This is a genomic window from Microtetraspora glauca, from assembly GCF_040656155.1.
In the GTDB taxonomy this organism is placed as follows: domain Bacteria; phylum Actinomycetota; class Actinomycetes; order Streptosporangiales; family Streptosporangiaceae; genus Microtetraspora; species Microtetraspora glauca.
Map to the genome: position 1 here is coordinate 251,756 of NZ_JBFALK010000012.1, position 24,413 is coordinate 276,168.

Sequence of the window (24,413 nt, forward strand, 5' to 3'; positions counted from 1 at the left end):
AGGGCCGGATCGTTACCGGCGGACGCCAGGGAGCCTGTGGCGACATCCGCGTAGGGTCAGGGCGTCAAGCGGGGTCGGGACGCACTTCCTCGCCCTGCGCTGATCGGCGGGCGGTCTGCTGCCTGGCTCTGGCACGGTAGGCGCTGGCCTTGGCCCGGTTCTGGCAGGACAGGTCGCAGAACCGGCGCGAGGCGTTGCGTGTGGTGTCGAGGAAGACCAGGTCGCAGCCGTCCGCCTGGCAGACGCCGAGCCGGGCGGCCTGACCGACGCCGATGACCATGGCCAGCGCCGTGCCCATGTCGGCCGCCCACGCGTCCACCCGCGTCGCGTCGGCCCGGTGGAAGGCCAGCCTGTAGGGGTGGTCCGGATCGCCGTGCAGGTTGGGCACGGCGCCGTGCCGTACCAGCATGTCGTTGAGCGTGCCCACGACGGAGGCGAGCGCGGCGTCGCCCATGCCGAACGCCGGACACAACTCGGCGGCGATCGCGGCCAGCCGATCGGCGTCCTCGGTGGTGAGAGCGCTCGGGAGCGCGCGCGGAACCCCGCCGGTCGCGACCGCCTCCGCGTTGATCGCGGCCAGCCGATCAGCCCCCGAGGTCGGCGGCCTCACCTCGCGACCATGAGCCGAGGTGATGACCAGTCGGTTCACCAGCAGCGCGGCCAGCTCGATCCTGCCCCCGACATAACTGTCTACTTGGGGTTGACCAGTGATGCGCCAAAGATCTAGAGTCACCATCAAATCCTATCTAGACAGTGATGACGGAGACAGCGATGTCCGAATACTCCAGGCTGGCCCGGCAGATGTGGCACCAGATCGAGCCGGTACACGCGACGCTCTACTTCTCTCCCGCGGCGTTCGACGAGGCCGCGCAGCTCGGCTACGACGTCGAGTCGCGCTGGCCGAGCTACTTCGCCTGGCGTACGGCACCGCTCGGCGCCGCGGGGCCGAAGCTGGTCGCCGCCATCTACTACAGCTTCAGCCCGACGATGATCGCTGAGCACGTACCGGGCATCTGGGACACGGCATCGCCCGAACAGGTGCTCCCGGCCCGGCTGCGCGCGATGGACCGCACCTTCCATGACCTCCTCGGCGACAGGATCTCCATCCCCGAGATCGCCGAAGCCGCGGAACTCGCCGTCGCGGCCGCCGAGAGCGCCGCGGTCGCCCACCGGCCCCTCGCCGCCGCCAACCTCGACCTGCCCTGGCCCGAGGAACCGCACCTCGCGCTCTGGCAGGCGTACACCGTGCTGCGCGAGCACAGAGGCGACGGGCACCTGGCCGCTCTGGCGGCCGCCGGCCTGGACGCGTGCGAGGCGCTGGTCTCGTTCGCGGCGATCGGCGCCGCACCTGCGGCCAACTTCGAGGGACGCGGCTGGAGCGCCGAGGAATGGGCGGCCGCCCACGACCGGCTGGCCACCCGCGGCCTGGTCGACGCGGACGGCGTCGCCACCCCGGCGGGCCGAGCGCTGCGCGACCAGGTCGAGCGGACCACCGACGAGCTGGCCGCCGGGCCGTGGCGCTCCCTCGGAGTCGAGGCGGCGGAACGGCTCGCCCGGCTCAACCTGCCCGTCCTCGGCGCGGTGTTCGAGTCGGGGATGTTGCCGTCGGTCACCACGCTGGGCATCGGCAGCGTACGGGCACCCGAATGAGACCGTGACGGCTGTCCGGCGAGCAGACGCGCTCCCCTGCCGCCGAGATGCGCGAATGCGTGCGGCGGAGGGCTCTGGATCACGCGGGGGCGCTCGTCGGCGCCTCCGCACGCCCGATGCTCTCCGCGGAGAGGCGTCGTTGTCCGATCAGCAGCGCGAGGACGCTCACGGAAGCTCCCACGACCCCGCAGGAGGCCGCCCAGGACTCTGAGGCGCGTTCGAGGACGGTGCCCACGGCGGTCGATCCCAACGCCATTCCGGCGGTCATCAGAGTGACCAGCCAGGCGAAGGCCTCGGTGACGGTTCCGGCCGGCGCGAGCTCTCCCACCAGGACGAAGGTCGCCGTCAGCACGGGTGCCAGGAAGAGTCCGGTGACGATCATCACGCCGGCCATGTACGGCGGGGACGGCACGAGACACAGCAGCGCGTACGCGCCCGCCAGGCCCACGGTCAGCAGCAGCGTCCGCCGGGGAAGCGAGGACGACCAGCGCACGGCTCCGTAGCCCAGACCTCCGATCAGGGCTCCCCCGGCGTTCAGAGCCAGCAGGGTGGGCGCCCCGCCCGGCACCGGGTGCTGTTCCGCGTAGGAGACCACGAGGACGTTGAGTGTGCCGATGGCCACGCCGACCCCGGTGAGGCTCCCCAGCAGGAGGACCAGACCCCGGCTGCGCAGCGGGCCGAGCCAGTCGGCGGACCGGGCCGGCGCTCTCCACCTCCGGGTGGGTGGCGCGGTGACCACCACGAGCACTCCCAAGGCGCCCAACAACGCTCCGACCCACAGGGCGCCGATGGGCGACCCGGCGGCCACGCAGCCGGCCACGATCAGCGGACCGCCGACAAACACCAGTTCCTGCGAGGCCGAGTCCAGGGCATAGGCCGACTCCAGCCGACCAGGGGCGACGATATGCGGCCACAGCGCTCGTAGGCAGGGTTCCAGCGGCGGGGTCGCCGCGCCCGCGAGGACCGCGCCCGCGAAGACGATCGCCGGTTCGGAGGGCGCGACCGCGATGGCGATCAGGCCGGCACCGGCCACGGCGGCGGACGGCACGAGGACGGGAACCTGGCCCGCCCTGTCCACCAGACGGCCGAGCAGTGGGCCTCCCACTGCCGCGGCGATGGCGAAGGCGCCGACCACCAGACCGATGAGTCCGTAGGTCGCGCCTGACTGTCTGAGCACCAACGGGATCGCCAGGGCCGCCATGGCGCTGGGTAGGCGCCCGACCAGTGTTCCCACCAGCAACCGGGTCACGTAGGGACCGCGCAGCAGACTCAGGTAGCTCATCACGCGATCCTCACCGCCGTCGGTCGCCTTCTGCCGCGGGCCAGACTTTTTTGATCTCATCGACCGGATACAAGGTCGTTCGGCTTTCCGTCTGCAGCTTTCGATAAAACCTGTTCATGACGACGGCGATCGGCGCGTGACGTCTGATGATCGCCGAGGCCGGCTCCGGAAGGTTTTCGGGATTCCCACCCTCGGCGAATTCCCGCACGAGCGCATTGCGGTCCGAATCCCCACACAGTGCGGTCACCAGCCAGTGGGTCAGATGAGTCACCGCATAACATCGGTCGTAACTCAGATGTTTCGCGAAGAAATCCGACTCGGCTTCCGAGAGATCGAATCGAGAGCTCATGTCCGGGCTACCCGTGGACAGCTTCACGGCGTACCGACCTCGGCCCTTCGGGTGATCTTCGCGGAGAGGTGATCGCAGCCGAGCCTACCGTCACAGATCATGCGTTATGCCGGGAGTGGACACGGCACGGGGAGCATTTCCGCGCGAATGCCCCCATATCGTCTCCGCCACTCGCTGGATCAGTCGGGAGTGGAAGCGGCAGCGTGTGCACGATGCTTGACGAGAGCGCCGGGCAGCGGGAGATGAACCGGTCGTCGGGGAGCCACGCGTCCGCGGCGGGGACGGCATGTCAGGGCGCGTAGAGAGCGGCCAGGGCTTTCGCGGTTTCGGCCAGCTTCCGCCGGAGCTCGGCGGGCTCCAGGACCTCGACCTCGGCCCCGAGCTTGAGGAACTCCGTCTGCGCGTGCGTCAGCGACTCGATCGGCACCGTGGCCGTGCTCCAGCCCCGATCGTCGAGCACGCCGGCCGTCTCATCCACGGCACTGATCACGGCCGAGCTCATCAGGTCGCGGAGCCGTTCCCGCCCTTCCGGTGACAGGCGGATCACCGCGTGGCCCTGGAACAGCCGCGACCGGAAGTCCACCAGATGCTCGCGCCAGTATCCGACCAGGTCGAAGCCGTCCGGACGCTCGAACGTCTCGTCCGTCACCCGCAGGTCGAGGATCTGGTTGACCCGGTAGGTCCGCATCGCGCCCTCGCATCGGGCCACGAGGTACCACTTCCCACCCTTCAGGACCAGCCCGTACGGCTCCAGCGTTCTCTCGACCTCGGACGGCGCGGCCCACCGTCGATAGAGCACGTGAAGGACGCGCTTGTTCCAGACGGCCTCGGCCACCTCGGGGAGGTGGGGTGCCCGATCGCCGTCGTGATACCAGCCGGGCGCGTCGAGGTGGAAGTGCTCCCGTACGCGCCGGGCCCCCTCACGCAGAGCGGGCGGGAGGGCGGCCTCGATCTTGAGCTCGGCGGCCGCCGCCAGCGCGCCGAGGCCGAGTTCGGCGGCCGGTCCCGGCAGTCCGGCCAGGAACAGCGCCTCGGCCTCCTGAGCCGTCAGTCCGGTCAGTTTGGTGCGGAACCCGTCGAGAAGCCGGTAGCCACCCTGGTGTCCGGCATCGCCGTACAAGGGGATGCCGGCGGTGTGCAGCGACTCGACGTCGCGATAGATCGTACGGACGCTGACCTCAAGGTCGTCCGCGAGTTGCCGGGCCGTCAGGCGGCCGCGCGACTGGAGCAGCAGGAGGATCGACAGCAGCCGAGAAGCTCGCATCCGCTGACAATACGTGTCAGTGGACGCGCCATACGGTCCGTTCATGGCATTCATCGAGAAGAACATGCGGCCGCTCGACCCCGTGGTCGTCGGCGGCCGCCCCTACAAGCGTTACCACGTCGACCTGCCCGGCCACGAGATCGAGCCCGAGGTCGAGAAGGCCGCCTACGAGTTCCTGCCGCGCCTCGTGCCCATGCCCGCCGACGACTCCCCGGCCGGCTGGATCGTCCTCCACAGGGGTGCGGACACCGGCGCCTACCTGCTCGCGTACACCTGGGCCTGGGACAACGTGGTCGAGGTGCACACGGCCGCCGCCGGTCAACCCGCCGTCGGCTGCCCCGACGAGGACCCCTCGCACTTCGTGCCCGAGACGCGGCGGTGGGCCGGATGTGTGTGGGAGTTGCCCGCGCTGGAGTACGAGCGAGCCGCCTGGGTTCGCCACATGTTCGTCCCGAACACCCCTGACCTCGACGGATATCTCGCTGACTCGCGCTCGGAAGGACCGGTTGGCCTGTGAACGACTTCGACTTCTACATCGGCACCTGGGACGTGGCCAACCGCAGGCTCCTGAAGCGAGGTGTCGGCTGCACCGAATGGGAGGAGTTTCCCGGAAAGTCCGTCTCGCACAGCGTGTTCGGCGGCGCGGGCAACTTCGACGAGATCGCCTTCCCGACCAAGGACTTCGACGGCGCGACGATTCGCCTGTACAACGCCGAGCGGGACGAGTGGTCCCTCCACTGGATCAACAGCATGCGCGGCCTCGACCCCGTTCCGGTCGTCGGCCGGTTCGTCGACGGGGTCGGCACGTTCTACGCCGACGACACCGACGACGGCCGCCCGATCCGGGTACGGTTCACCTGGTCCGAGATCACGGGGGATTCATGCCGGTGGGAGCAGGCGTTCTCCTACGACGGCGAGCAGTCCTGGGAGACCAACTGGATCATGGAATCCACCCGCGTCTCCTGACCGCACCACAGGCCGGGAGCCGTGACGTGATCAGCGAGAACGTCGGCGGCGACAGCGCGCGGACACTCGCGGCGGCCTCCGATTCCGCCGGTCAGAGCCTGATGCGGGCCGCGACCGGCAGATGGTCGCTGCCGGTGGCCGGCAGGGTCCAGGTGGAGGTGGGCGTCGCCGCGCGCGCCATGACATGGTCGATCCGAGCGAGGGGGAAGGCCGCGGGCCAGCTGAACCCGAAGCCTTCTTCCGCCGGGATCATGCGCGAGGTGACCGGGGCCAGGCCGCGGTCATCGAGGGTGCTGTTGAGATCGCCCAGCAGGATGACCGTGTCCAGCTTCTCCGCCGCGATGGCCCGCCCCAACGCGACGGCGCTCGCGTCCCTCCGGCCGGAGCTGAAACCGTCCAGTCGAACGCGGACCGAGGGCAGGTGGGCGACGTACACGGCCAGGTCACCGGACGGCGCGCGTACGGTGGACCGCAACCCGCGGCTCCAGTCGCCTTCGATGCCATCCGGCCTGATGTCCACCGGCCGGGCGTCGACAAGGGGATACCTCGACCAGAGCCCGACGGTCCCCACGACGGCACGGTAGGGATGGTCGGCCGCGAGAGCGGCCTCGTAGACGGGCAGGGCGGCGGGCGTCAGTTCCTCGAGAGCGACGAGGTCGGCTCCGGCCTGGGTCAGGGCGCGCGCGGTACCCGCGGGATCGGGATTCTCGTCACTGACGTTGTGCTGGAGCACGGTCAGATCATGTGACGTTCCCCGGTCCGCGGACGGCACAAGCCCACCGAGGAGGGCGATCCAGGCCGCTGCGGGCAGCACCGCGGCCGCCGCCGCGATGGCCGAGCGGCGCAGCATCGCCAGGCAGAGCAGCACGGGAACGGCCAGGCCGAGCCAGGGAAGGAACGTCTCCACAAGGCTCCCGAGATTGCCCACGGTGTTCGGCACGGCGGCGTGGAAGACCAGAAGTCCGGCGACCAGGACGGAACCCGACGTGAGGACCCGCCCACGGGTCCATGGCGTGCCGCCTTGCCCGTCCGCGCCCACGCGCCGTCGGCCGATGCGACGACGTCGCCCCTCAGCGGTCACGGTCCTCCCCTGCCTCGCGACTCCCTCCATCGTGATCGATTCCCGTCGCGGCACGCTCCTGCCGTACGCCCACGCCGCCCATCTCTCGCAGGCCACCGCCGTTCGGCAGGCCGCTCAGACCACCTGCCTGCCGCGCCGCCAGACCGCGGAGACCAGAGGGACACCGGGGCGGTAGGCGAGGTGGACGTGTGAAGGCGCGTCCAGAAGGACCAGGTCGGCCCGCGCACCCTCCGTGATCCGCCCCACGTCGGTGCGGCGCAGGGCTCGCGCGCCGCCGAGTGTGGCGGACCACACCGCCTCATCGGGTGTCATCCCCATCTCCCGCACCGCCACCGCGACGCAGAACGGCATGCTTGTGGTGAAGCTCGAACCCGGGTTGCAGTCAGTGGACAACGCCACCGTCACCCCCGCGTCGAGCAGCCGTCGAGCATCCGGGTAGGGCGCCCTGGTGGAGAACTCGGCCCCCGGCAGCAGCGTGGCGACGGTGGTCCCGGAGGCGAGGGCGGCCACGTCGGCGTCCGTCAGATGCGTGCAGTGGTCCGCGGAGGCGGCGCCCAGCTCGACGGCGAGCCGCACCCCCGGCCCGTGGCCGAGCTGGTTCGCGTGGATCCGGGGAACCAGGCCGCGCTTGACACCGCTCTCCAGCACGGCCCGCGCCTGGTCGCCGTCGAACGCCCCCCGCTCGCAGAAGACGTCCACCCAGCGGGCGTACGGCGCGCAGGCGTCGAGCATCGCCCCGGTCACCAGCTCCACGTACGCGTCGGCCGTGTACTCGGCTGGGACGACGTGCGCGCCCAGGTAGGTCACCTCGTCGGTGTGCGCGGCGGCGATCCTGAGGGAACGCGCCTCGTCCTCGACGGTGAGCCCGTAGCCGGACTTGCACTCCATGACGGTGGTGCCCTGGCGCAGCGCCTCGGCCATCAGACGGGCCACGCCCGCCGACAGCTCCGCGTCGCTCGCCGCCCGGGTGGCCGCCACCGTCGTGCGGATCCCGCCCGCCGTGTACGGCAGGCCGGACATGCGCGCGTCGAACTCGGCGGTCCGGTCGCCCGCGAAGACGAGGTGGGCGTGCGAGTCGACGAAGCCGGGGATCACGGCCCGGCCGCCGGCGTCGTACGCGTCGTCGGCGGCCGGAGCACGCGACGCCGGTCCGACCCAGACCACCTCCTCGCCCGAGACCACGACGGCGGCGTCCGTGACGATGCCGAGGGGGCCGTTCCCGAGCGAGGGGTCGTTGGTGACCAGGCTCCCGATTCCGGTGATCAGCAGGGAGCCCATCACGCCACCGCCCCGGCGACGGCCGCGCGAAGCTCGCCCGGCACGTCCGGCACGAGCCTGTGCACGCCGTGCCGTACGATCACGCGGCCTCCGGCGACGACGTCGGTGACATCGGCGGCGGTGGCGGCGAAGACCGCGGTCTCCAGACCGTGCGAAGGACCGGCGGTGCGGACGGAGTCGAGGGAGACGGTGACGAGATCCGCGAACGCGCCGACCTCTATCCGGCCGGCGTCCGGCCAGCCGAGCGACGCGTGGCCGTCGGCGGTGGCCGCCCGCAGCAGGGCGGCGGCCGTCCAGTGCCCCCGGCGGCGGGTGCGCAGCCGTTCGTTCAGCTCCATCGCGCGGGCCTCCTCGAACAGGTCGATGACGGCCTGGCTGTCACTGCCGAGCGACAGCGGCGACCCCGCCTCCTGGACGTCGCGTGCGGGCCCGATCCCGTCGGCGAGATCCCGCTCGGTGGTGGGGCACATGCACACCGTGGTCGCCGAGCCGCCGAGCAGCGCGATGTCCTCGGGCGTGAGGTGGGTGGCGTGCACGGCCGTGGCACGCGGGCCCAGCACCCCGTGGTCGGCGAGGAGGCGGGTCGGCGTCACACCGTACGCCTCAAGGCACGCCTCGTTCTCGGCGGGCTGCTCCGACACGTGCGCGTGGATCGGCGCCCGCCTCTCCTCGGCCCACCGGGCGACGACGCCGAGGCCGGCGGCGGGCACCGCGCGGACGGAGTGCACCGCCGCGCCGACGCGGGCGTGGTCCCGGTCCTTGAGTGCGGAGACCCGCTCGGCCCAGGCGTCCGCGGAGCCGTCGCTGAACCTGAGCTGGGTCTCGTCGGGCGGGAGGCCGAAGCCGGACGACAGGTAGCACGCGTCGAGCAGGGTGATCCTGATGCCGGCCTGCTCCGCCGCCTCGATCAGCGCCTCACCCATCGCGTTGGGGTCGCCGTAGGCCACGCCCCCGGGAGCGTGATGGAGGTAGTGGAACTCGCCGACGCAGGTGATCCCCGCCAGCGCCATCTCGGCGTAGACGGCTCGCGCGAGCTGGAGGTACCGGTCCGGCGTGAGGGCGGCCGCCACGCGGTACATCGTCTCCCGCCAGGTCCAGAACGTGCCGCTGCCGGCCTGGGTGGCCCCGCGCAACGCCCGGTGGAACGCGTGGGAGTGGCCGTTGGCGAGCCCGGGAAGGACCAGGCCGTCCAGGACGACCGCGTCGCCGGGGGCGGCGGACGGCCGGAGCGCGGTGATCCGCCCGCCGGTGACCTCGATGAGGACGTCGTGTTCCAGCGCGCCCGTCCAGGCGTGCCTGGCCCAGAAACGGCCGTTCACGCGGCCTCCCGCAGCAGGTCTTCGAGGACGTGCGCCAGCGCGGCGACCCCGGCGAGGCAGTCGGCCTCCTCGGCGTGCTCGTCCGGGCAGTGCGACGCCCCGGTCGGGTTGCGCACGAAAAGCATGGCCGTGGGGAGGGCGGAGGCGAGGATGCCCGCGTCGTGCCCGGCACCGGTGGGAAGAACCGGCACTCCCCCGAGCAGCCCGACCAGGTGGTCCCTGAGCCGCCCATCGAACTCGACGAGCGGTGTGTAGGACTCTCGGGTCACCGTCGCCCGCGACTCGTGAGTGATCTCTTTCACCAGCATGTCGAGCGTGGCGGCGTCCGGGGCGCGGGAGTCGAGCCACGCGGTGACCCGGGAGGGGATGGCGTTGGTGCCGTTGGGCTCGACGGAGACCTTGCCGAACGTGGCGAGGGCCCCGGCGCGCTCCGCCTGCCCGCGCGCCTTGAGAACCGCGGCCGCGAAGGCGAGCATCGGGTCGTGGCGATCCTCCAGGCGGGTGGTCCCCGCGTGGTTGGCCTGGCCCTGGAAGTCGAACCGCCAGCGGCCGTGCGGCCAGATCGACGACGCCACCCCGACCTGGGCGTCGCCCAGGTTCCTGCCCTGCTCGACGTGGAGCTCGACGAAGGCGGCGACCCTGGCCAGCCGATCGTCGTCGCGGCCGATCGCGTCGGGGTCGTGTCCCGCGCGCTCCATGGCGGTGCCGAGGGTGACGCCGTGGTCATCCTTGAGTTCCCGCGCCTGGCCGGGGTCGAGGACACCGGTCATGAGCCGCGACCCGACGCAGGCCACGCCGAACCTGGCGCCCTCCTCGTCGCTGAAGTTGCCGATCGCGAGCGGCCGTCCGCCCGTCACCCCGCGCGCCCTCAGCGCGTCCAGCGCCGCGAAGGCCGAGATGACACCGAGCGGCCCGTCGTACGCCCCGCCGTCGGGCACCGAGTCCAGGTGGGAGCCGGTGACGACGGCGCCACCCGCCGCCGGGTCACCCCACCAGGCCCACTGGTTGCCGTTCCGGTCGACCTCGTAGGTCAGGCCGCGCCGCCGCGCCTGCTCCTCGAACCATGCGCGGCAGTCGGCGTCGGCGGCCGTCCACGCGTGACGGCGGTAGCCGCCCGTCGTGCCGTGACGGCCCACCGGCAGGAGCTCACGCCACATCAGGCGGAAGTCGTCCTCCACCTGTCCGGGATCGATCACGCCTCCTCGCCCTCGCGCATCGGGATCCGCACGCCGCGCTCCTCGGCGACCTCGGTCGCGTGGTCGTAGCCCGCGTCGACGTGCCGGATGACGCCCATACCCGGATCGTTGGTGAGCACGCGCCGGATCTTCTCGCCCGCGAGAGCCGTGCCGTCCGCGACCGTGACCTGGCCCGCGTGGATGGAGCGGCCGATGCCGACGCCGCCGCCGTGGTGGATGGAGACCCACGACGCGCCGGACGCGACGTTCACCATGGCGTTGAGCAGCGGCCAGTCGGCGATGGCGTCGGAGCCGTCGAGCATCGCCTCGGTCTCCCGGTACGGCGAGGCCACGCTGCCGCAGTCGAGGTGGTCGCGGCCGATGACGATCGGCGCCTGGATCTCGCCCGAGGCCACCATGTCGTTGAACCGCTCGCCGGCCTTGTCGCGCTCGCCGTACCCGAGCCAGCAGATCCGCGCGGGCAGGCCCTGGAAGTGGACGCGCTCGCCGGCCATCCGGATCCAGCGGGCCAGCGGCTCGTTGTCCGGGAAGAGCTCCAGGATCGCGCGGTCGGTGGCGGCGATGTCGGCGGGGTCGCCGCTCAGGGCGGCCCAGCGGAACGGGCCCTTGCCCTCGCAGAACAGCGGCCGGATGTAGGCCGGGACGAAGCCGGGGAAATCGAACGCCCTGCCGTACCCGGCGAGCTGGGCCTCACCGCGGATCGAGTTGCCGTAGTCGAACACCTCGGCCCCGGCGTCCTGGAAGCCGACCATGGCCTCGACGTGCCTGGCCATCGACTCGCGCGCCCTGGTCGTGAAGCCCTCGGGGTCCTTGGCCGCCTCGGCGGCCATGTCCTCGAACGCCACCCCGATCGGCAGGTAGGCCAGCGGGTCGTGCGCCGACGTCTGGTCGGTGACGATGTCGATCTCCGCACCGCGGGCGAGCAGGTCCGGTACGGCTTCCGCCGCGTTGGCCTCGACCCCGATCGACAGCGGCCTGCGCTGGTCGCGGGCCTCGTAGGCGAGACGGAGGGCCTCGTCGAGGTCGGCAGCCCTGACATCGAGGTAGCGGTGCTCGATGCGCCGGTCGATCGACCGCGGGTCGCAGTCGACGCAGATCGCCACGCCGCCGTTCATGGTGACGGCGAGCGGCTGGGCACCGCCCATGCCGCCCAGGCCCGCCGTGAGAGTGATCGTCCCCGCCAGCGAGCCGCCGAACCTCTTGGCCGCCACGGCGGCGAAGGTCTCGTAGGTGCCCTGGAGGATGCCCTGCGTGCCGATGTAGATCCACGAGCCCGCGGTCATCTGCCCGTACATCGTGAGGCCGAGTCGCTCCAGCCGCCGGAACTCCGGCCAGGTGGCCCAGTCGCCCACGAGATTGGAGTTGGCGAGGAGGACGCGGGGTGCCCACTCGTGCGTGGTCATCACGCCCACCGGGCGGCCCGACTGCACCAGCAGCGTCTCATCGGCCTTCAGTGTGCCGAGCGTGCGGGTGATCGCGTCGAAAGAGGGCCAGTCACGGGCGGCCTTGCCGGTGCCGCCGTAGACGACCAGCTTGTCGGGATGCTCGGCCACCTCGGGATCGAGGTTGTTCATCAGCATGCGCAGGGCGGCCTCCTGCTGCCAACCTCGCGTGTTCAGCGTCGTACCGCGCGGCGCCCGGACTGGACGCGGACCACTGCTCTGCATGATGAACCTCCCCGCCGGCCGGTGCCGGACCCGTCGCACTACGACTGTTCCACAGTGCCCTGCAAGTAATTCATTCACATCTAATGAGAATGAATAGATTCAGTCAATACCTAGTCGGCGAAGACTCCCCGCTCCGTCGCCGAGTGCTCGAACGCCTCCAGCCGGGCCTCGGCCCCCGGGATCTCGTCGACCATCGACTCCAGCAGCACCCGGCCGAGCATCATGGGCGCGCAGGCGGTGTCGAAGACGAGCTGGGTGCCCACCGCCGCAGGCAGCAAGATGTCCGACACGGCCGCGGCCGGCGCGAAGGCGCTGTCGGCGATGGTCACCACGCTGAGCCCGGCCTCCCGCGCGATGGACAGGGCCTCCATCAGCTCGGCGGGGTAGCGCGGCAGCGCGAAGCACAGCAGGGCCGTCGCTCCGGCGCCCGCGGCCTGCTCGATGCGGTCGGCGAGCATGGACCCTCCCTCGTCGAGCAGGCGCACCTCGGGGTGCACCTTGCTCGCGAAGTACGCGAACCCCGCCGCCTGGGCCGCCGCGGCGCGCAGGCCGAGCACGAGCAGCGGCCGGGAGGGGGCCAGCAGGCGGGCCGCCCGCGCGACCGGCCCCATGTCGGCCAGCAGCCCCGCCAGGTGCTGGAGGTTGGCGATCTCCGCAAGCACCGCCCGCTGGGGCTCGCTCAGCGACGTGTCCTCGCGCTTCTCACCGGAAGCCTGGGCGTCGGACAGCCCGAGCCCCCGGATCTCCTTGCGCAGCGCCGGATAGCCGTCGAACCCGAGCGTCATCGCGAACCGCGTCACAGACGGCTGGCTGACCCCCGCCAGCTCGGCGATCTCCACGCTGGACAGGAAGGGCGCCTGCGCGGCGTGCTGCACAAGGCAGTGCGCGATGCGCCGCTGAGCCGGTGTCAGTCGATGTCCTTCGAACAGGCGCAGCAGGCGCGCCTCCGGCGCGGCGTCGTCCGGGTTCATGGCTCTCCAAGGGTACGCGTCACAGCTCGGCCAGGATGTCGAGAAGACCGGCCGCCGCCGCGACGTCCGCCGTGAGGGGGGCGGTCCTCCATCGACGGAACAAGTGTGGCCTCCGCCGGCGTGTACGCCCGCCCTGCCGGGAAAGACAGATCGCACCACACCGCAACCGCGCGGCCGACAACCGGGCGGTCGAAAGCGCGGTCAGGGAGAGCCGGTCGAGGGCCGGCCCCAGGTGCTCCGAGAAGAAGCCGCCGTGGTGGTAGGCCGCCGCCCCGTCGGGACCGTACGCGCTGATCAGCGGGTTCCGCGGGAAACCCGGAAGTCCACACAGGGCGTCAGAGCGCGGCGGCGTATGCCTTGGCCAGGCGGCCTCGGTCAGGCTGTAGGCAGCCCGCCGTCCCGGCCCCGCGTCCTCGCGGGTCAACAGGCCGGCGTTCACCAGCCGCTTCAGCCGGTCGGCCAGGATGTTGGAGGCGATCCCCTCCTCGGAGCCGGCGAGCAGCTGCCTGAAGTAGCGCCGATTCCCGAACATCACGTCCCGCAGCACGAGCAGGCTCCAGCTGTCACCGAACGCCCCGACCGCGGCATTGATCGGACAACCCGAACGCGCCGGCGGATATCCCGCATGACCTTCCGCTTCCAGGCGGAGCAGTCGCCCTGATGGGCTCGCATCGCTCGTGGCCAGAGGGAAGGATGATCGTCATGCCCGTCCCCCGACAGATCCTGCGCAAATCGGCCCGCGTCCTGCTCGTCGACGACCGTGACCGGATCCTCCTGTACCGCGCCTTGAGGTCCATCAAAGACCCTCACTACGCCTGGTACACCCCCGGAGGCGGCATCCAGCCCGGGGAGACACCGTGCGTGGCGGCCGCACGAGAACTCCGTGAGGAGATCGGCCACGAGGTCGCCCCCGACGCCCTGGGACAGATCGTGGCCACCAGCGCGGGCGACTGGATCCGCAACGACGGCACGCCGATGCGCTCTGAGCACTCCTTCTTTTTCCTACGCGTGCCCGCCGTGCACGTGGACGTCTCGGGCATGGAGAAGCACGAACGCTCCCTGCTGGACGTCTTCCGCTGGTGGACATCGGCCGAACTGCGCGCCACCGGCGACTGCGTGCTTCCCACCGACCTGGCCGACCTGCTGGAATTCCTGCTGAGCGGCGAGGTTTCGCCCGAGCCGGTGGTCATGTCCTGGGATCGACAGGTTATGCGACCGCGCACATCCCTGCTCTGATCACCTCGTACACCGTCGACCCACCGCGCAGCGGCAGCGGGCCGGCGACGGAGGGTCCTCCCAGCCCTTCACCGCATCGCTCGTACCGAAACGGACGTCCCATTCGTCGTCAGGAGGCGGGACTGTGACCCGGTCTCCCCGCTTCGGACTCATACCGAAACCTCAACCGGTCCGAAGTCTCCGCTCGTCGCCTCACACGCATGGGCGACGAACCCGATCTGGAATGACGGGCCCGGCCTATATGGTCCCGGCATGAACTCTGCTCCTGCGAACATCTCGGGCCCGTGGCTAGAACAGCTGACCGGCGCCTTTGAGATCCTGCTCGGCCGTCCGCTGGCGAGTTTCGACGCCGACGCCGTCTATGCGACGTTCTTCGGCGGCAACCTCATCAACGAGCTCGGCTTCGCGCAGGACACCGCCTGGGTGAATCCGGCCGCCCTCCGCGGCGCCGAGCCGGTCGTCTGGGACTGCCCGATCTTCGACCTGGACGAGCCGCTGCTGGAGTTCGACGCGAGCCGGTCGGTCTTCGAGTTCGACAAGGCCGGGCTGCCACCGGAGTTCGAGGCGGATCTCGCGGCGGCGTGCTTCGCGGGCCGGCGCGTCCTGGGCGGCGACCTGGCTCCCCTGCTGGCGCGGTACGACCTCGCCGCGTCCGATCTGCGTGGCACCTGGACCGTCTGCCACCCGCGGCTGGTCTCGGACGGCACGCTCTTCGACGCGATGCGGGTCGCCACCGCGCTCGGCACGGGCCCCGAAAGCCTCCTTCCCCTCGAGGCGGAGGCAGCCGAGGAGTGGCAGGAGGCGCTGGCCGACCTCACGCCGCCCGAGCTGTTCGCCCACCTGAGTTTCTTCTGCACCGAAGGCGATGCGGGGCTCATGTACCTGCGGACCGAGCGGTCGAGCGGCGACCTGCCCGCCGACGAGAACTGCACGCTGATCGCCAACTGGGAGGAGGGCCAGGGCCAGGTCGAGTTCGCGGTCGTCCAGGTCGGCGAGCTCTTGGCAGGGCCGCGCCCGTCCTGAAGAACAGCTGATGGTGAGCGTTCAGGCGATGTGGGTGTCGTAATCCTCGCGATTGGCGAGCACCTCGTCCATGTGCGCCTCGGCCCACACCTTAATGCCGCGAATCACGTGGTGGAGCGAGAGACCGAGGTCGGTCAGCTCGTACGTGACCGTGACCGGCACCGTCGGCGTCACGGTACGGCTGACCAGCCCGTCGCGCTCAAGGGAGCGCAGCGTCTGGGTGAGCATCTTCTGGCTGACCCCGGCCAGCCTGCGGGACAGCTCGGAGTAGCGCATCGACCGTGGCTCGCCGGCGCAGTCGCCTCCGGGTTGGTGCGGGCCGTCGCTGCCGAGCGCGGCCAGGATCAGCGCGACCCACTTGTTGGAGATCTGGTCGAGCAACTGGCGACTCGGGCACCTCGCCAGGAACGCGTCGTAGTCACCCTTCGCTTGTGCTCGCTTCTGGGCCGCCGTCCTCGTTGGCATCGACCGCTCCTTCGTACCGGGCGGTGACTTACGCACTTCCAGGTGCGTACTTCCCGCTGGAGAGCTACCCGCCCATAGTGATGCAGGTCAATCGTCGAACACAAACCACGGGGCGAAGCCATGAGCAGCTCTACTTTTCGCACGGCCTCCGTCCGCACCCCGGGCGGACCCGACTCGATTGAGATCATTGACGTTCCCGTCGTCGAGCCTGGGCCCGGCGAGGTCCGGGTTCGGATCGCCGCCGCGCCGGTCAACCCCGTCGACCTCGGGGTCGCAGGTGGCCTCTTTCACGCCATGGGGCTGATCAACCAGCCCGAGCGTACCGGCCTGGGCTGGGACTTCGCTGGGACCGTCGTCGCCACCGGCCCCGGTGTGAACCTGGCGGCCGGCACCCGGGTCGCCGGCCTGGTGGACGGCTTCGACCGAGACTTCGGCACCTACGCCGAACAGCTCGTCGTGCGGGCCTCCGACATCGCCGTCGTTCCCGACGGGCTGGACCTGATCGCGGCGTCGACGGTGCCGCTCAACGGGCTGGCCGCCGCCCAGATCGTCGATCTACTCGGTGACGCACCTGGCAACGGCGACCAGCTACTGGTGACCGGCGCAGCCGGCGCGGTCGGGGGGTACGTCGCCTCGCTCGCACCCGACCGCGGCTGGCAGGTGACCGGTCTGGCCAGAGCCGAGGACGAGGAGTTCGTCCGCGGCCTCGGCGCCGAGTTCACCACCCGCGCGGAGCCGGGCTGGGACGCGGTCGCCGACGGTGCGGTGCTGCAGGAGCGGGGCCTCGCCTTGGTCCGCGATGACGGGGTCTTCGTCGGCGTCCAGCCGAGCGCCAAACCGGCCGCGGAGCGCGGGATCACCGTACACGCCGTAGTTGCGCATCCCGACGGCGCTCGACTGAGCGACCTGCTCGCCCGCACCGCGTTCGGCGAGCTGCCGACCCGAGTGCACGCGGTCGTGCCGCTGGACGAGGTCGCCCACGCCCACCGGGCCGTGGCCAAGGGCGGGGTGCGCGGTCGCTACGTGCTCGAACCCTGACCAACTCGCCCAGCCCGGCGCGCGCCCTTCACCCGCGCCGGAACCTGGGCCCATGTCAATCGCCTCGCCGACGTCAGAATTCGCCGACAAATCCCCATAGCAACGAATGGAGCGAGCATGATCTGGACAGCGGGCTTCCGCACCGCAGTGATCAATCCCTACGAGCAGATCCAGCTCACCGAACCGCGCGGCTTCGCCGACCAGACGGTGCGTCAGGTGCTCCACATGGCCGGCGGCGGAGAACGCCTCCGCGTAGGCCTGACGAACCGTTACGGCCGCGCCCCCTTGACCATCGCCGCCGCGAGGGTCGCCACCGAGCACGGGCAGGCCGCCCTCACCTTCGACGGCGCCGAGGGACTCACCATCCCGCTGGGAGAAGAGGCCGCCAGTGACCCGACCGATCTGCCCGTCGCTCCCGGCACCGACCTCATCCTCAGCCTCTATCTCCCTGAGAAGACGGGCCTGGCCACCTATTCCCACAGGCCCATGGAGACCGCTCACATCGTCGGCGGTAACCACGTCACGTCTCCCTCACTCCCTGACGCCGAGCAGGTAGAAGCCAGGTTTTACGTCTCGGGCGTCGACGTGCTCGCCCCGGACGACGCCGCGATCGCCGTGGCGTTCGGCGACTCCTGGTTCGAAGGGGTCGGCTCCACGACCGGCGCGAACAGCCGCTTTGTGGACTTCCTCAACCGGCGCCTCAAGCGGGGATGGGTCGTCAACCAGGGCATCGCCGGAAACCGCCTCCTGCGCGACGAGGTCGGCGAGCACGCGCTGGCGCGCTTCGACCACGACGTTCTCTCGATTCCCGGCCTGACCCACGTCCTGGTGCACTTCGGCATCAACGACCTCGGTCTCCCCGGCATGTCCGGCGAGCCTCCCATCACCTCCGACGCCCTCATCGAGGGTTTCAAGGCACTGGCCGACCGAGCCCATAAGGCCGACCTGAAGATCCTCGCTGCCACCATCGGCCCCTTCGCGGGCGCCGTCTATCCCGGGATCAGCACCCCCGATGGCCTCGCCGCCCGACGCGAGGTGAACGACTGGATCCGTGCCACCGACACTTTCGACGCCGTCTTCGACGTGGCTCGAGCTGTTGAGAACCCCGAAGCCCCCGACTACATCCACCCCGCCCTGGACTGCGGCGACGGCATGCACCTCAACGACAAAGGCGCGCAAGCCATGGCCAACGCCGTAGACCTGGAAACCCTCGCCCTCTAGAAACCTCGTCCTTGCCCGCCCTTGTGACGGGCCCGAACTGGAGTTGCCCCGGTTCAGTAGACACGTCAGGGCTTTCAGCTACGCGGCAGCATAGCCGTCTTCTTGAATGCTCTTGATTACGTGTCGACGTTCGTACTCGGCGGGGCTGAGCTGGCCGTTCGCGGAGTGGCGGCGGCGTGGATTGTAGAAGCCCTCGATGTAGGCGAACACGGCCCGTTCGGCTTCTGACCTGGTACGGAAGGTCCGCCGGTCGATCAGCTCACACTCCAACGAGGCGAAGAAACTCTCCGTGATCGCATTGTCGAAGCACGTCCCGGTCCTGCCCGTCGAGGGGCGAACTCCTGCCTGCTCGCACCGCTGGCCGAAGGCGATCGAGGTGTACTGCCCTTGTCGCTGTGATGGATCACCCCTGCGCTGGGGCGGCGCTGGTGGATCGCCATCGCCAGCGCATCGGTCACCAACTCAGTCCGCATGTGGTCGGCCATCGCCCAGCCGACGATCCGCCTGGAGAACACGTCCAAGACCACAGCGAGATAGACGAACCCCTGCCAGGTCGGCACGTACGTGATCCATCGGAGGCCGTATGGTGCCGGCGGATCTTCTCAGTCAGCTCGGCATCACGACGGGCGCGAGCGGACGGGCCGCGCTGGCCCAGGCGTAGTAGCCCTGGCGCGACACACCCAGCACCCGGGCCAGCAGGGAGACATCGTGGTGGTCTTTCTCCGCATCGATCAGCCGGTACTTCATCTCGGCCGATCCGTCTCCCGCGCGAAGAAAACCGCGGCCTTACGCAAGATCTCCTTCTCCTCGCGGAGGATCTTGTTCTCACGGCGCAGCCGGGCCAGCTCGTCCTTCTCAGCGCTGGTCAGGCCGTCTTGGCGGCGGCCGTCATCGAGGTCGGCCTGGCGCACCCAGGTACGGATCGACTGCGCGGAGGGCTCGAACTCCTTGGCGAGATCCTCCGGCGACCGTCCCGCGCGCACCAGTTCCACCATCTGCCGGCGGAACTCCGGCGGATAGTTATTCGGCACAGTGGACTCCTTCCGGGAACCAGGGTTCCCCAGAGGTCAGGTGTCCACCAAACCGGGCCAACTCCAGATTGCTCCCATGATTTTGTTCGGCTGGGTTGATATAAATGTACCGAACAAAATCAACCCTGGTTGGTTCGCTTCGGCCAAACAAAGCGAACCGAACAACTCGTCCGACGACCCGACGCCGCAGCCAAGGAGAGAAAGACATCGGAGCCCTCGAGCGCGCTGGTCGACGTCGTCACTCCCGGCATGGACCCCTTGCCCGGCAAACGAGCAAGATCTCCAAGCAGGCCAGCCATCGTCCGGAGGCCTCAGCGCTCCCGGCCACTCCGTAAAAGAGATCCTCAGCCCCGTCAGACACCGAGCCGAGGGGGCATCTGCACCGACGCCTAGTAGGACTTTGTTAGGTCGTCATGGTGGTCGTCGATGGCAAGTGGGGCATCGGCCTGCCCATATCGCCAACAAGGCCTGGAGCAGATGGAGGATCTTGTAGAAGGCCAGACCGCCCCAGCTGCTTTTGGGCTGGTCAAGCGCAGTTCGGTGAGGAACAGATGAGCGGCCGAGACCAGGGTGACGTGACGTTGCCAGCCGGTGAAGGAGCGGCCTTCGAAGTGGGTGAGGCCGAGTCCGATCTTCAACTCGCGGTAGTCATGCTCGATCCGCCAGCGGATCTTGGCCAGCCGTACCATGTCCCGCAACCGGATGTCGGCCGGCAGAGTGGACAGCCAGTAGTCGGTGGGCTCGCTCTCGCCGGGCGGCCATTCGGCCAGCAACCAGCACTCGGGCAGCTGGGCGTGAACCCGGACAAGCAAAGTTCGGCGTTACTCCTCAGTCGGGAGCAGGCCCGTCTGGCAGGCGCCCCGCCGAGACGGGTCACCCAGCTTGACGTTGGTGCCACCGATGCCGCAGTAGCCGTTGAGGACTTTGAAGCTGATTCTCCGCCGCCGCGTCGGCCCGGATCGTGTACCGCACTACATGCGTCTCGCCCATCTGAACGACACCTCCAGATCTCCGTGGATGCGACCTGCACAGTCCGCGTCGTTCCAGGCCGTCTACAGATATGGAGGCGCCATGCCGCGAAAACTCATCGGCCCGAACGGATGCCGACGATGCCCGCTCCCGTCCTCACAGCCAGGAGCTGACCGCGAAGACCAGGGAGACCACCAGCGCGACCGCCCCGACGACCAGGAACAGCACGCCGTGAATTACACCTGTGCCGCCCGCCCCGTCCAGACGGACGTGCTGGGGTCTCTCGGGGGCGTAGACCACCATGACTTGCTGGCCCGGACGGACCGGCGACGGTTTGAGGCCCAGATCCGACTCGGTCTTCACCACGGAACCCTGCACCGTCTGGAACTGCAGTGTGGGGTAGTACACGCCGTTGCGGCCGGCCCGGCGCAGGCCCACGACGACGCCCGGCACCCGTATCCCGTGCCGCCGCAGCCGCTGCCCGACGATGATGTCATGGATGCTGGCCCCGATGGACACCACTCCAAACACGATTCCAAACAATGGCACGATGCTCATGTCCACTGCCCCCTTCTCATCTCATTCAAGGGCCACCGTCGCAATCCCGTTCGAGGGCCTGTACCGCCGAAGCCCGACCCGGTCGATCACCTGCCGGTGATCGCATCATCAGAAGTCATCAGAAGGAGCAATGGGAGCGCGGCAGCTTGCCGGACGCCTTGCGGTCCTTGCGATTCCCCGACACGAACCGCACCGGCGCTCTCCTGTCTGCGCGCATCACGCCTCTCCGTGACAGCCCGGTGTAATTCACGGCAGTAGGATTCCGGGTCGCGATTGCAAACGGCTTGGATCTTGCTGCAGGATGCACGACCGTTTCACACCGGAGGGAGTTGGACATCTACCGGCTTCAGTTCTGGCCGCCTGAGCGATAAAGGACCGCATCAAGGCCGCGGTCGAATGCTGCACCGGTTCGGCTACGTCACGTCGCAGAAGGTTCGCGATCAGGTCACGAAGGCGGCCAAGTGGCCTTGCGTTGGCTGGCCTCACCGGCATGCCTCTCGCCTCGATTCCCAGCCCTCCCGAAGGGGTCTGGCATCTCGGATTCATCCCGATCCGGGGCTACGCATTGTGCATGATCATCGCGATTGGCTTCGGCATCTGGCTGAGCGAGCGCCGCTGGCGCGCCCGCGGCGGCGAGAAGGGCACGATCAGCGACATCGCGGTCCCCGCAGTGATCTTCGGCCTGATCGGCGCTCGCCTCTACCACGTCATCACCGACTGGCAGACCTACTTCGGCCCGCACGCGATCAAGGAGCCCTACCAGGCGCTGTTCATCTGGGAAGGCGGGCTCAGCATCTGGGGCGCGGTCGCTCTGGGAGGCGTGGGCGTGTGGCTGGCCTGCCGCCGCCGAGGGCTGTCCCTGGGCACCGTGGCCGACGCGATCGCGCCCAGCATCGCGTTCGGGCAGGCGATCGCCCGCTGGGGCAACTGGTTCAACCAGGAGCTGTACGGCAGTCCAACCACATTGCCGTGGGGCCTGGAGATCGACCAAGCGCACGGCGGCGAGCCAGGCGTGCTTTACCACCCGACCTTCCTGTACGAGTCGCTGTGGGACGCGGCGCTCGGTTTCGGACTGATCCTGGCTGGCAGGCGGTTCACGCTGCGCCACGGCCGCCTGTTCGCCCTCTACGTCGCCGGCTACACGTTCGGGCGGTTCTGGATCGAAGGGCTGCGGATCGACCCGGTCGGCGGAGTGGACCACGCGGTGACACTCCTCGGGATGCGGATCAACCAGTGGACTTCGATCGCGCTGTTCATCGGCGCGCTGATCTATCTCTGGGTGACTCGTAACAAGGGCACCGAACAGATCATGGTGCCGGACTCACAACACAAGGCGTCGCACGAGGAGAACGGCGAGCCGGCCTCCGATCCGATCGAGAGCACCTGACGCGACCCAAGCGCGTGTAGATCTACGAGGTCGTACGCGCACGCATCGAGTCGGGCAAGTACCCGCCTCAATACCTCATCTCCGAGGTCCAGATGGAAGGCGAGTTCGGCGTCGCCCGCGTGACCATCCGCAAGGTGACCGCCAAGCTCCGCGAGACGGCCTCATCGTCACCGCCCTGGGCATGGGTTCCTTCGTCGCCCAGGACAAGAACGAGACCTCCGAGCAGACCTAACCGCCGTCCGTCGCACGAACCTTGCACCGCAGAAGGTGGCACGCGGGTTGTCCAACGTCCGCTGCGGTAGGGATCTTGATGAGCTGGCCCGACACCTGGCCGAGGAGAACCGGGGCGAAGAGAAGGATTCGCCACACCCTCAGTTGCGGCCGGTGTCCTGAGTTTCCAGGCCAGCGCGACGGTACGGGCCGTCCTGACGCCCCCGTTCAGGGCCCCCCTCGCTGAGCACCGGTTTGGGCACGCAGTTGGTCACGCATCCGAGCTAAGCGGAGCGCGGTGATGCGGACCAGTCGGTCTGTAGGCCGGGCTCACATTCCGCACGCTCTCACCTGCGCGAAGTCGCCCTACACCACAAGCGACCTGCGATAACGCTTCCGTTCGTTGTCATCGCTTGCCGACGCTTTCCCACGTGATGTGCCCCCGAATGAGGCGGACCTAGCTAGATCTCCGTTCTCGCCTGCTCGATTTGCCGCACGATGGCATGGGCACCATGCGCCTGTGCGATGGCGTGCGCCTCGTCGAGTGTCGCGAGCGCGTCCGCCCGGCGGTCCTGGGCGGCGGCGATGTAGGCCAGCCCGACCATGTTGGCGGCCACACCCGGCAGGGCTCCGACCTCCCGGCGCAGCCGCGACGACTCCTCCAGCCGCTCGCGCGCTTCATCCAGCCGACCGGCCATGTGTGCCGCGATGCCCAAGTGCCGCAGAGCCTCGGACTGGGTCGACTTGTCACCGACCTGCGCCGCCAGCTGGCAAGACTGCTCCAGTTCCGGCACCGCAGTCTCGTTGTCACGCCGGATGACCTGATGTAGGCAGCCGATCCAGAACAACGCCTCGGCCTCGCCGCGCGCGTCGCCCAGCGCCCGGTACAGCTCAATCGCGCGCTCAAACAACGGCAGCTCAGCCGGATCCTCGACGGGTGACGAGCCAGCGCTAGCGCGCTCGTTGAGAAACCGCGCATGCAGGATCCGCCCACGGGCCAACGCGGCATCGGCCTCCACCGCGTCCAGGCCCCGTTCGGCTTCGGTCAGCACGCTGGCGTCGCCGCTGAACACTGCCCGTTCATAGAGCGTCTTGGCCCGTTTAATCCGGTCTTCGGCGCTCATCGCCGCCCCCGCCCTGAAATCGCCACTACGTGCTAAATCAGCAGCAGAGTACTCCGGCCCAGGATCGTCATGTGGACGGTCAGCGATGAGTGGGTTGGCCGGCTCTTCGCCCAACTGACCCGGCCGGCCCCGAGCGAGTGTCACATCAGCAACTGGTCCCGACGGCGACGGCGACATCAAGCCCAAGCCCGTCGATCCCACTACCAGCGACAACGACTCAAAGATCGATAAGTGCTACTGGAGTACTGGGTGCCAGCCGCGCCGTCCTCGTAGTGCTCGTGCTCCCATCGGCCGACGGCGCGGCAGTGCCTGGCCGAGAAGCTCACCGGTTCCCGCCGAAGGCGGCTTGACCGTGTAATGAAACTTCTCGCCGCAGCTACTGTTGGTGACGGGCGTTCAAGGTGGCTCTGCCGAGGATCAGATCAGCGATCCGCACTGATCGGGCGACAAAGGCACGCGCCTCCCGTCCGCGCACACGCCGAAGCACCCACCGCAGATCACGCGCACAATTGGCGAGGATGCGGCGCTGCTCAGTGTTCAGGCTACCGCGCCGCGAGCCGACATACGCTGTGACGATGCCCGCCATATAGGCATCCGCGAGCACGAAGTCGGCGAATACATCGTCATCTCCCATGCCCGGGAACGGCTGACCGAGATGCTGGGCCCAAAGGACCGAGACCTCGTCGAAGACCGCCTTGTTCACTCGCCAGCGGGCGCGATGCCCACCGGGCAGGCGACCCCGGTTCCCCCTATCCCGCAGTAGCCGTTCGGGTTCCGGTAAAGGTACTGCTGGTGGTAGCGATCTACTTGAGGCAATAAATCCCTCCGCCTGTTCAGAAAGGCCGCATCTGGTCGATCACCTTGACTGCGATCTCTACGATCGTTTCGACCTTCGGTATGTCTTTACGCACGTCTTCCGCGGTGAAGCGCTCCGACTCACGCCGTGGGTACTCAGCCTCGTTGCGTCGCCGTCGCATCCGGTCGAAGGGCCGCAGGCTCTGCCCGAGTGGTGGATCTAGTGCCGCATCAGCCTGGGTTTGCCCTGTTTCGTGGTGACACGCCGATCAAGGTCCCACCACGGTCGGCGTGATCGCTTCACACTCTGCGTGTGGCTGAACGGGTTCGCGT

The 24,413-nt window shown here is 69.3% G+C and carries 23 protein-coding genes and 3 pseudogenes; 8 read left to right on the plus strand and 18 right to left on the minus strand.

The window, feature by feature from the left end; translation table 11 throughout:
* Positions 1-64 precede the first annotated feature (64 nt).
* The gene (locus tag AB0I59_RS22785; protein WP_358135776.1) at positions 65-733 is read right to left on the minus strand and encodes a CGNR zinc finger domain-containing protein; all 669 of its coding nucleotides are present in this window, start codon (positions 731-733) and stop codon (positions 65-67) included.
* 38 nt (positions 734-771) lie between these two features.
* On the opposite strand from AB0I59_RS22785, the gene AB0I59_RS22790 reads away from it, so the two are divergent.
* Positions 772-1,650, plus strand: coding sequence for an SCO6745 family protein (locus AB0I59_RS22790; RefSeq protein WP_358135777.1), 879 nt, complete (start codon positions 772-774; stop codon positions 1,648-1,650).
* 79 nt (positions 1,651-1,729) lie between these two features.
* On the opposite strand, the gene AB0I59_RS22795 is transcribed toward AB0I59_RS22790, so the two are convergent.
* The 3 genes from AB0I59_RS22795 to AB0I59_RS22805 form a co-directional block, all read right to left on the minus strand.
* Positions 1,730-2,932, minus strand: coding sequence for an MFS transporter (locus AB0I59_RS22795; RefSeq protein WP_061253813.1), 1,203 nt, complete (start codon positions 2,930-2,932; stop codon positions 1,730-1,732).
* A gap of 10 nt (positions 2,933-2,942) precedes the next feature.
* Positions 2,943-3,308 carry a hypothetical protein gene (locus AB0I59_RS22800; protein WP_358135780.1) on the minus strand — a complete coding sequence of 122 codons (366 nt, stop codon included), beginning with the start codon at positions 3,306-3,308 and terminating at the stop codon, positions 2,943-2,945.
* Between the two features lie 262 nt (positions 3,309-3,570).
* Positions 3,571-4,545: a helix-turn-helix transcriptional regulator gene (locus AB0I59_RS22805; RefSeq protein WP_061253814.1), complete on the minus strand. Its 975-nt coding sequence runs from the start codon at positions 4,543-4,545 to the stop codon at positions 3,571-3,573.
* Between the two features lie 43 nt (positions 4,546-4,588).
* On the opposite strand from AB0I59_RS22805, the gene AB0I59_RS22810 reads away from it, so the two are divergent.
* Together AB0I59_RS22810 and AB0I59_RS22815 are read left to right on the plus strand one after the other, a co-directional pair.
* The gene (locus tag AB0I59_RS22810) at positions 4,589-5,062 is read left to right on the plus strand and encodes a hypothetical protein (RefSeq protein ID WP_061254132.1); all 474 of its coding nucleotides are present in this window, start codon (positions 4,589-4,591) and stop codon (positions 5,060-5,062) included.
* Positions 5,059-5,511, plus strand: coding sequence for a hypothetical protein (locus AB0I59_RS22815; protein ID WP_358135784.1), 453 nt, complete (start codon positions 5,059-5,061; stop codon positions 5,509-5,511). The genes AB0I59_RS22810 and AB0I59_RS22815 overlap by 4 nt, the downstream gene beginning before the upstream one ends.
* Positions 5,512-5,602: 91 nt before the next feature.
* Here the strand turns inward: AB0I59_RS22815 and AB0I59_RS22820 are convergent, their stop codons facing one another.
* The 7 genes from AB0I59_RS22820 to AB0I59_RS22850 form a co-directional block, all read right to left on the minus strand.
* Entirely contained in the window at positions 5,603-6,592 is a 990-nt protein-coding gene (locus AB0I59_RS22820) for an endonuclease/exonuclease/phosphatase family protein (protein ID WP_358135787.1), read from the minus strand.
* Positions 6,593-6,706: 114 nt separating this feature from the next.
* Entirely contained in the window at positions 6,707-7,870 is a 1,164-nt protein-coding gene (gene hutI, locus AB0I59_RS22825; RefSeq protein ID WP_358135791.1) for an imidazolonepropionase, read from the minus strand.
* Positions 7,870-9,189: a formimidoylglutamate deiminase gene (locus AB0I59_RS22830; RefSeq protein WP_358135793.1), complete on the minus strand. Its 1,320-nt coding sequence runs from the start codon at positions 9,187-9,189 to the stop codon at positions 7,870-7,872. Before AB0I59_RS22830 ends, hutI begins: the two co-directional genes overlap by 1 nt.
* Positions 9,186-10,346: an allantoate amidohydrolase gene (locus tag AB0I59_RS22835; protein WP_358135830.1), complete on the minus strand. Its 1,161-nt coding sequence runs from the start codon at positions 10,344-10,346 to the stop codon at positions 9,186-9,188. Before AB0I59_RS22835 ends, AB0I59_RS22830 begins: the two co-directional genes overlap by 4 nt.
* 35 nt (positions 10,347-10,381) lie before the next feature.
* Positions 10,382-12,052: a urocanate hydratase gene (gene hutU, locus AB0I59_RS22840; RefSeq protein WP_358135795.1), complete on the minus strand. Its 1,671-nt coding sequence runs from the start codon at positions 12,050-12,052 to the stop codon at positions 10,382-10,384.
* A gap of 110 nt (positions 12,053-12,162) precedes the next feature.
* A complete protein-coding gene (locus AB0I59_RS22845; protein WP_061253821.1) occupies positions 12,163-13,023 on the minus strand; it encodes a MurR/RpiR family transcriptional regulator in 861 nt (286 codons plus the stop codon).
* A 19-nt stretch (positions 13,024-13,042) separates the two neighbouring features.
* The gene (locus AB0I59_RS22850) at positions 13,043-13,675 is read right to left on the minus strand and encodes a winged helix-turn-helix transcriptional regulator (protein ID WP_358135833.1); all 633 of its coding nucleotides are present in this window, start codon (positions 13,673-13,675) and stop codon (positions 13,043-13,045) included.
* A gap of 50 nt (positions 13,676-13,725) precedes the next feature.
* On the opposite strand from AB0I59_RS22850, the gene AB0I59_RS22855 reads away from it, so the two are divergent.
* Positions 13,726-14,259, plus strand: a complete 534-nt coding sequence (locus AB0I59_RS22855) for an NUDIX hydrolase (protein WP_358135798.1) — start codon at positions 13,726-13,728, stop codon at positions 14,257-14,259.
* A gap of 252 nt (positions 14,260-14,511) precedes the next feature.
* Positions 14,512-15,282 carry a hypothetical protein gene (locus AB0I59_RS22860; protein WP_358135800.1) on the plus strand — a complete coding sequence of 257 codons (771 nt, stop codon included), beginning with the start codon at positions 14,512-14,514 and terminating at the stop codon, positions 15,280-15,282.
* Positions 15,283-15,303: 21 nt separating this feature from the next.
* Here AB0I59_RS22860 and AB0I59_RS22865 read toward each other — a convergent pair whose 3' ends face one another.
* A complete protein-coding gene (locus AB0I59_RS22865) occupies positions 15,304-15,747 on the minus strand; it encodes a winged helix-turn-helix transcriptional regulator (RefSeq protein WP_358135803.1) in 444 nt (147 codons plus the stop codon).
* 120 nt (positions 15,748-15,867) lie between these two features.
* On the opposite strand from AB0I59_RS22865, the gene AB0I59_RS22870 reads away from it, so the two are divergent.
* Positions 15,868-16,785, plus strand: coding sequence for an NADP-dependent oxidoreductase (locus AB0I59_RS22870; protein WP_358135806.1), 918 nt, complete (start codon positions 15,868-15,870; stop codon positions 16,783-16,785).
* Positions 16,786-16,902: 117 nt separating this feature from the next.
* A complete protein-coding gene (locus tag AB0I59_RS22875; RefSeq protein WP_358135808.1) occupies positions 16,903-18,006 on the plus strand; it encodes a GDSL-type esterase/lipase family protein in 1,104 nt (367 codons plus the stop codon).
* Between the two features lie 78 nt (positions 18,007-18,084).
* Here AB0I59_RS22875 and AB0I59_RS22880 read toward each other — a convergent pair.
* The 3 genes and pseudogenes from AB0I59_RS22880 to AB0I59_RS22890 form a co-directional block, all read right to left on the minus strand.
* Positions 18,085-19,001: pseudogene (locus tag AB0I59_RS22880) on the minus strand (IS3 family transposase).
* 497 nt (positions 19,002-19,498) lie between these two features.
* Positions 19,499-19,825 (minus strand): annotated as a pseudogene (locus AB0I59_RS22885) (transposase); the annotation flags it as partial.
* Positions 19,826-20,162: 337 nt separating this feature from the next.
* Complete coding sequence (locus tag AB0I59_RS22890) at positions 20,163-20,564, minus strand: DUF3592 domain-containing protein (RefSeq protein WP_358135811.1); 402 nt, start codon at positions 20,562-20,564, stop codon at positions 20,163-20,165.
* A gap of 571 nt (positions 20,565-21,135) precedes the next feature.
* Between AB0I59_RS22890 and lgt the strand changes: the two genes are divergently transcribed.
* Positions 21,136-21,951: a prolipoprotein diacylglyceryl transferase gene (gene lgt / locus AB0I59_RS22895; protein WP_435831040.1), complete on the plus strand. Its 816-nt coding sequence runs from the start codon at positions 21,136-21,138 to the stop codon at positions 21,949-21,951.
* A gap of 671 nt (positions 21,952-22,622) precedes the next feature.
* Here the strand turns inward: lgt and AB0I59_RS22900 are convergent.
* From AB0I59_RS22900 to AB0I59_RS22910, 3 genes and pseudogenes are all read right to left on the minus strand, one after another.
* Positions 22,623-23,285, minus strand: a complete 663-nt coding sequence (locus tag AB0I59_RS22900) for a tetratricopeptide repeat protein (RefSeq protein ID WP_358135817.1) — start codon at positions 23,283-23,285, stop codon at positions 22,623-22,625.
* 376 nt (positions 23,286-23,661) lie between these two features.
* Positions 23,662-23,988 (minus strand): hypothetical protein, encoded by a 327-nt coding sequence (locus AB0I59_RS22905; protein WP_061253832.1) that lies wholly within the window; start codon positions 23,986-23,988, stop codon positions 23,662-23,664.
* Positions 23,985-24,083: pseudogene (locus AB0I59_RS22910) on the minus strand (peptide-methionine (S)-S-oxide reductase MsrA); the annotation flags it as partial. The gene AB0I59_RS22905 and the pseudogene AB0I59_RS22910, both read right to left, overlap by 4 nt.
* Positions 24,084-24,413: the final 330 nt, after the last annotated feature.

Bases quoted from the DNA above. Each gene is read 5' to 3' on its own strand.
- AB0I59_RS22810 (WP_061254132.1), top strand. From the start codon at position 4,589: ATGGCATTCATCGAGAAGAACATGCGGCCGCTCGACCCCGTGGTCGTC.
- AB0I59_RS22890 (WP_358135811.1), bottom strand. From the start codon at position 20,564: ATGAGCATCGTGCCATTGTTTGGAATCGTGTTTGGAGTGGTGTCCATC.
- hutI (WP_358135791.1), bottom strand. From the start codon at position 7,870: ATGGGCTCCCTGCTGATCACCGGAATCGGGAGCCTGGTCACCAACGAC.
- AB0I59_RS22805 (WP_061253814.1), bottom strand. From the start codon at position 4,545: ATGCGAGCTTCTCGGCTGCTGTCGATCCTCCTGCTGCTCCAGTCGCGC.
- AB0I59_RS22870 (WP_358135806.1), top strand. From the start codon at position 15,868: ATGAGCAGCTCTACTTTTCGCACGGCCTCCGTCCGCACCCCGGGCGGA.
- lgt (WP_435831040.1), top strand. From the start codon at position 21,136: ATGATCATCGCGATTGGCTTCGGCATCTGGCTGAGCGAGCGCCGCTGG.
- AB0I59_RS22790 (WP_358135777.1), top strand. From the start codon at position 772: ATGTCCGAATACTCCAGGCTGGCCCGGCAGATGTGGCACCAGATCGAG.
- AB0I59_RS22860 (WP_358135800.1), top strand. From the start codon at position 14,512: ATGAACTCTGCTCCTGCGAACATCTCGGGCCCGTGGCTAGAACAGCTG.
- AB0I59_RS22835 (WP_358135830.1), bottom strand. From the start codon at position 10,346: ATGTGGCGTGAGCTCCTGCCGGTGGGCCGTCACGGCACGACGGGCGGC.
- AB0I59_RS22845 (WP_061253821.1), bottom strand. From the start codon at position 13,023: ATGAACCCGGACGACGCCGCGCCGGAGGCGCGCCTGCTGCGCCTGTTC.
- AB0I59_RS22865 (WP_358135803.1), bottom strand. From the start codon at position 15,747: ATGCCAACGAGGACGGCGGCCCAGAAGCGAGCACAAGCGAAGGGTGAC.
- AB0I59_RS22875 (WP_358135808.1), top strand. From the start codon at position 16,903: ATGATCTGGACAGCGGGCTTCCGCACCGCAGTGATCAATCCCTACGAG.
- hutU (WP_358135795.1), bottom strand. From the start codon at position 12,052: ATGCAGAGCAGTGGTCCGCGTCCAGTCCGGGCGCCGCGCGGTACGACG.
- AB0I59_RS22855 (WP_358135798.1), top strand. From the start codon at position 13,726: ATGCCCGTCCCCCGACAGATCCTGCGCAAATCGGCCCGCGTCCTGCTC.
- AB0I59_RS22900 (WP_358135817.1), bottom strand. From the start codon at position 23,285: ATGAGCGCCGAAGACCGGATTAAACGGGCCAAGACGCTCTATGAACGG.
- AB0I59_RS22795 (WP_061253813.1), bottom strand. From the start codon at position 2,932: ATGAGCTACCTGAGTCTGCTGCGCGGTCCCTACGTGACCCGGTTGCTG.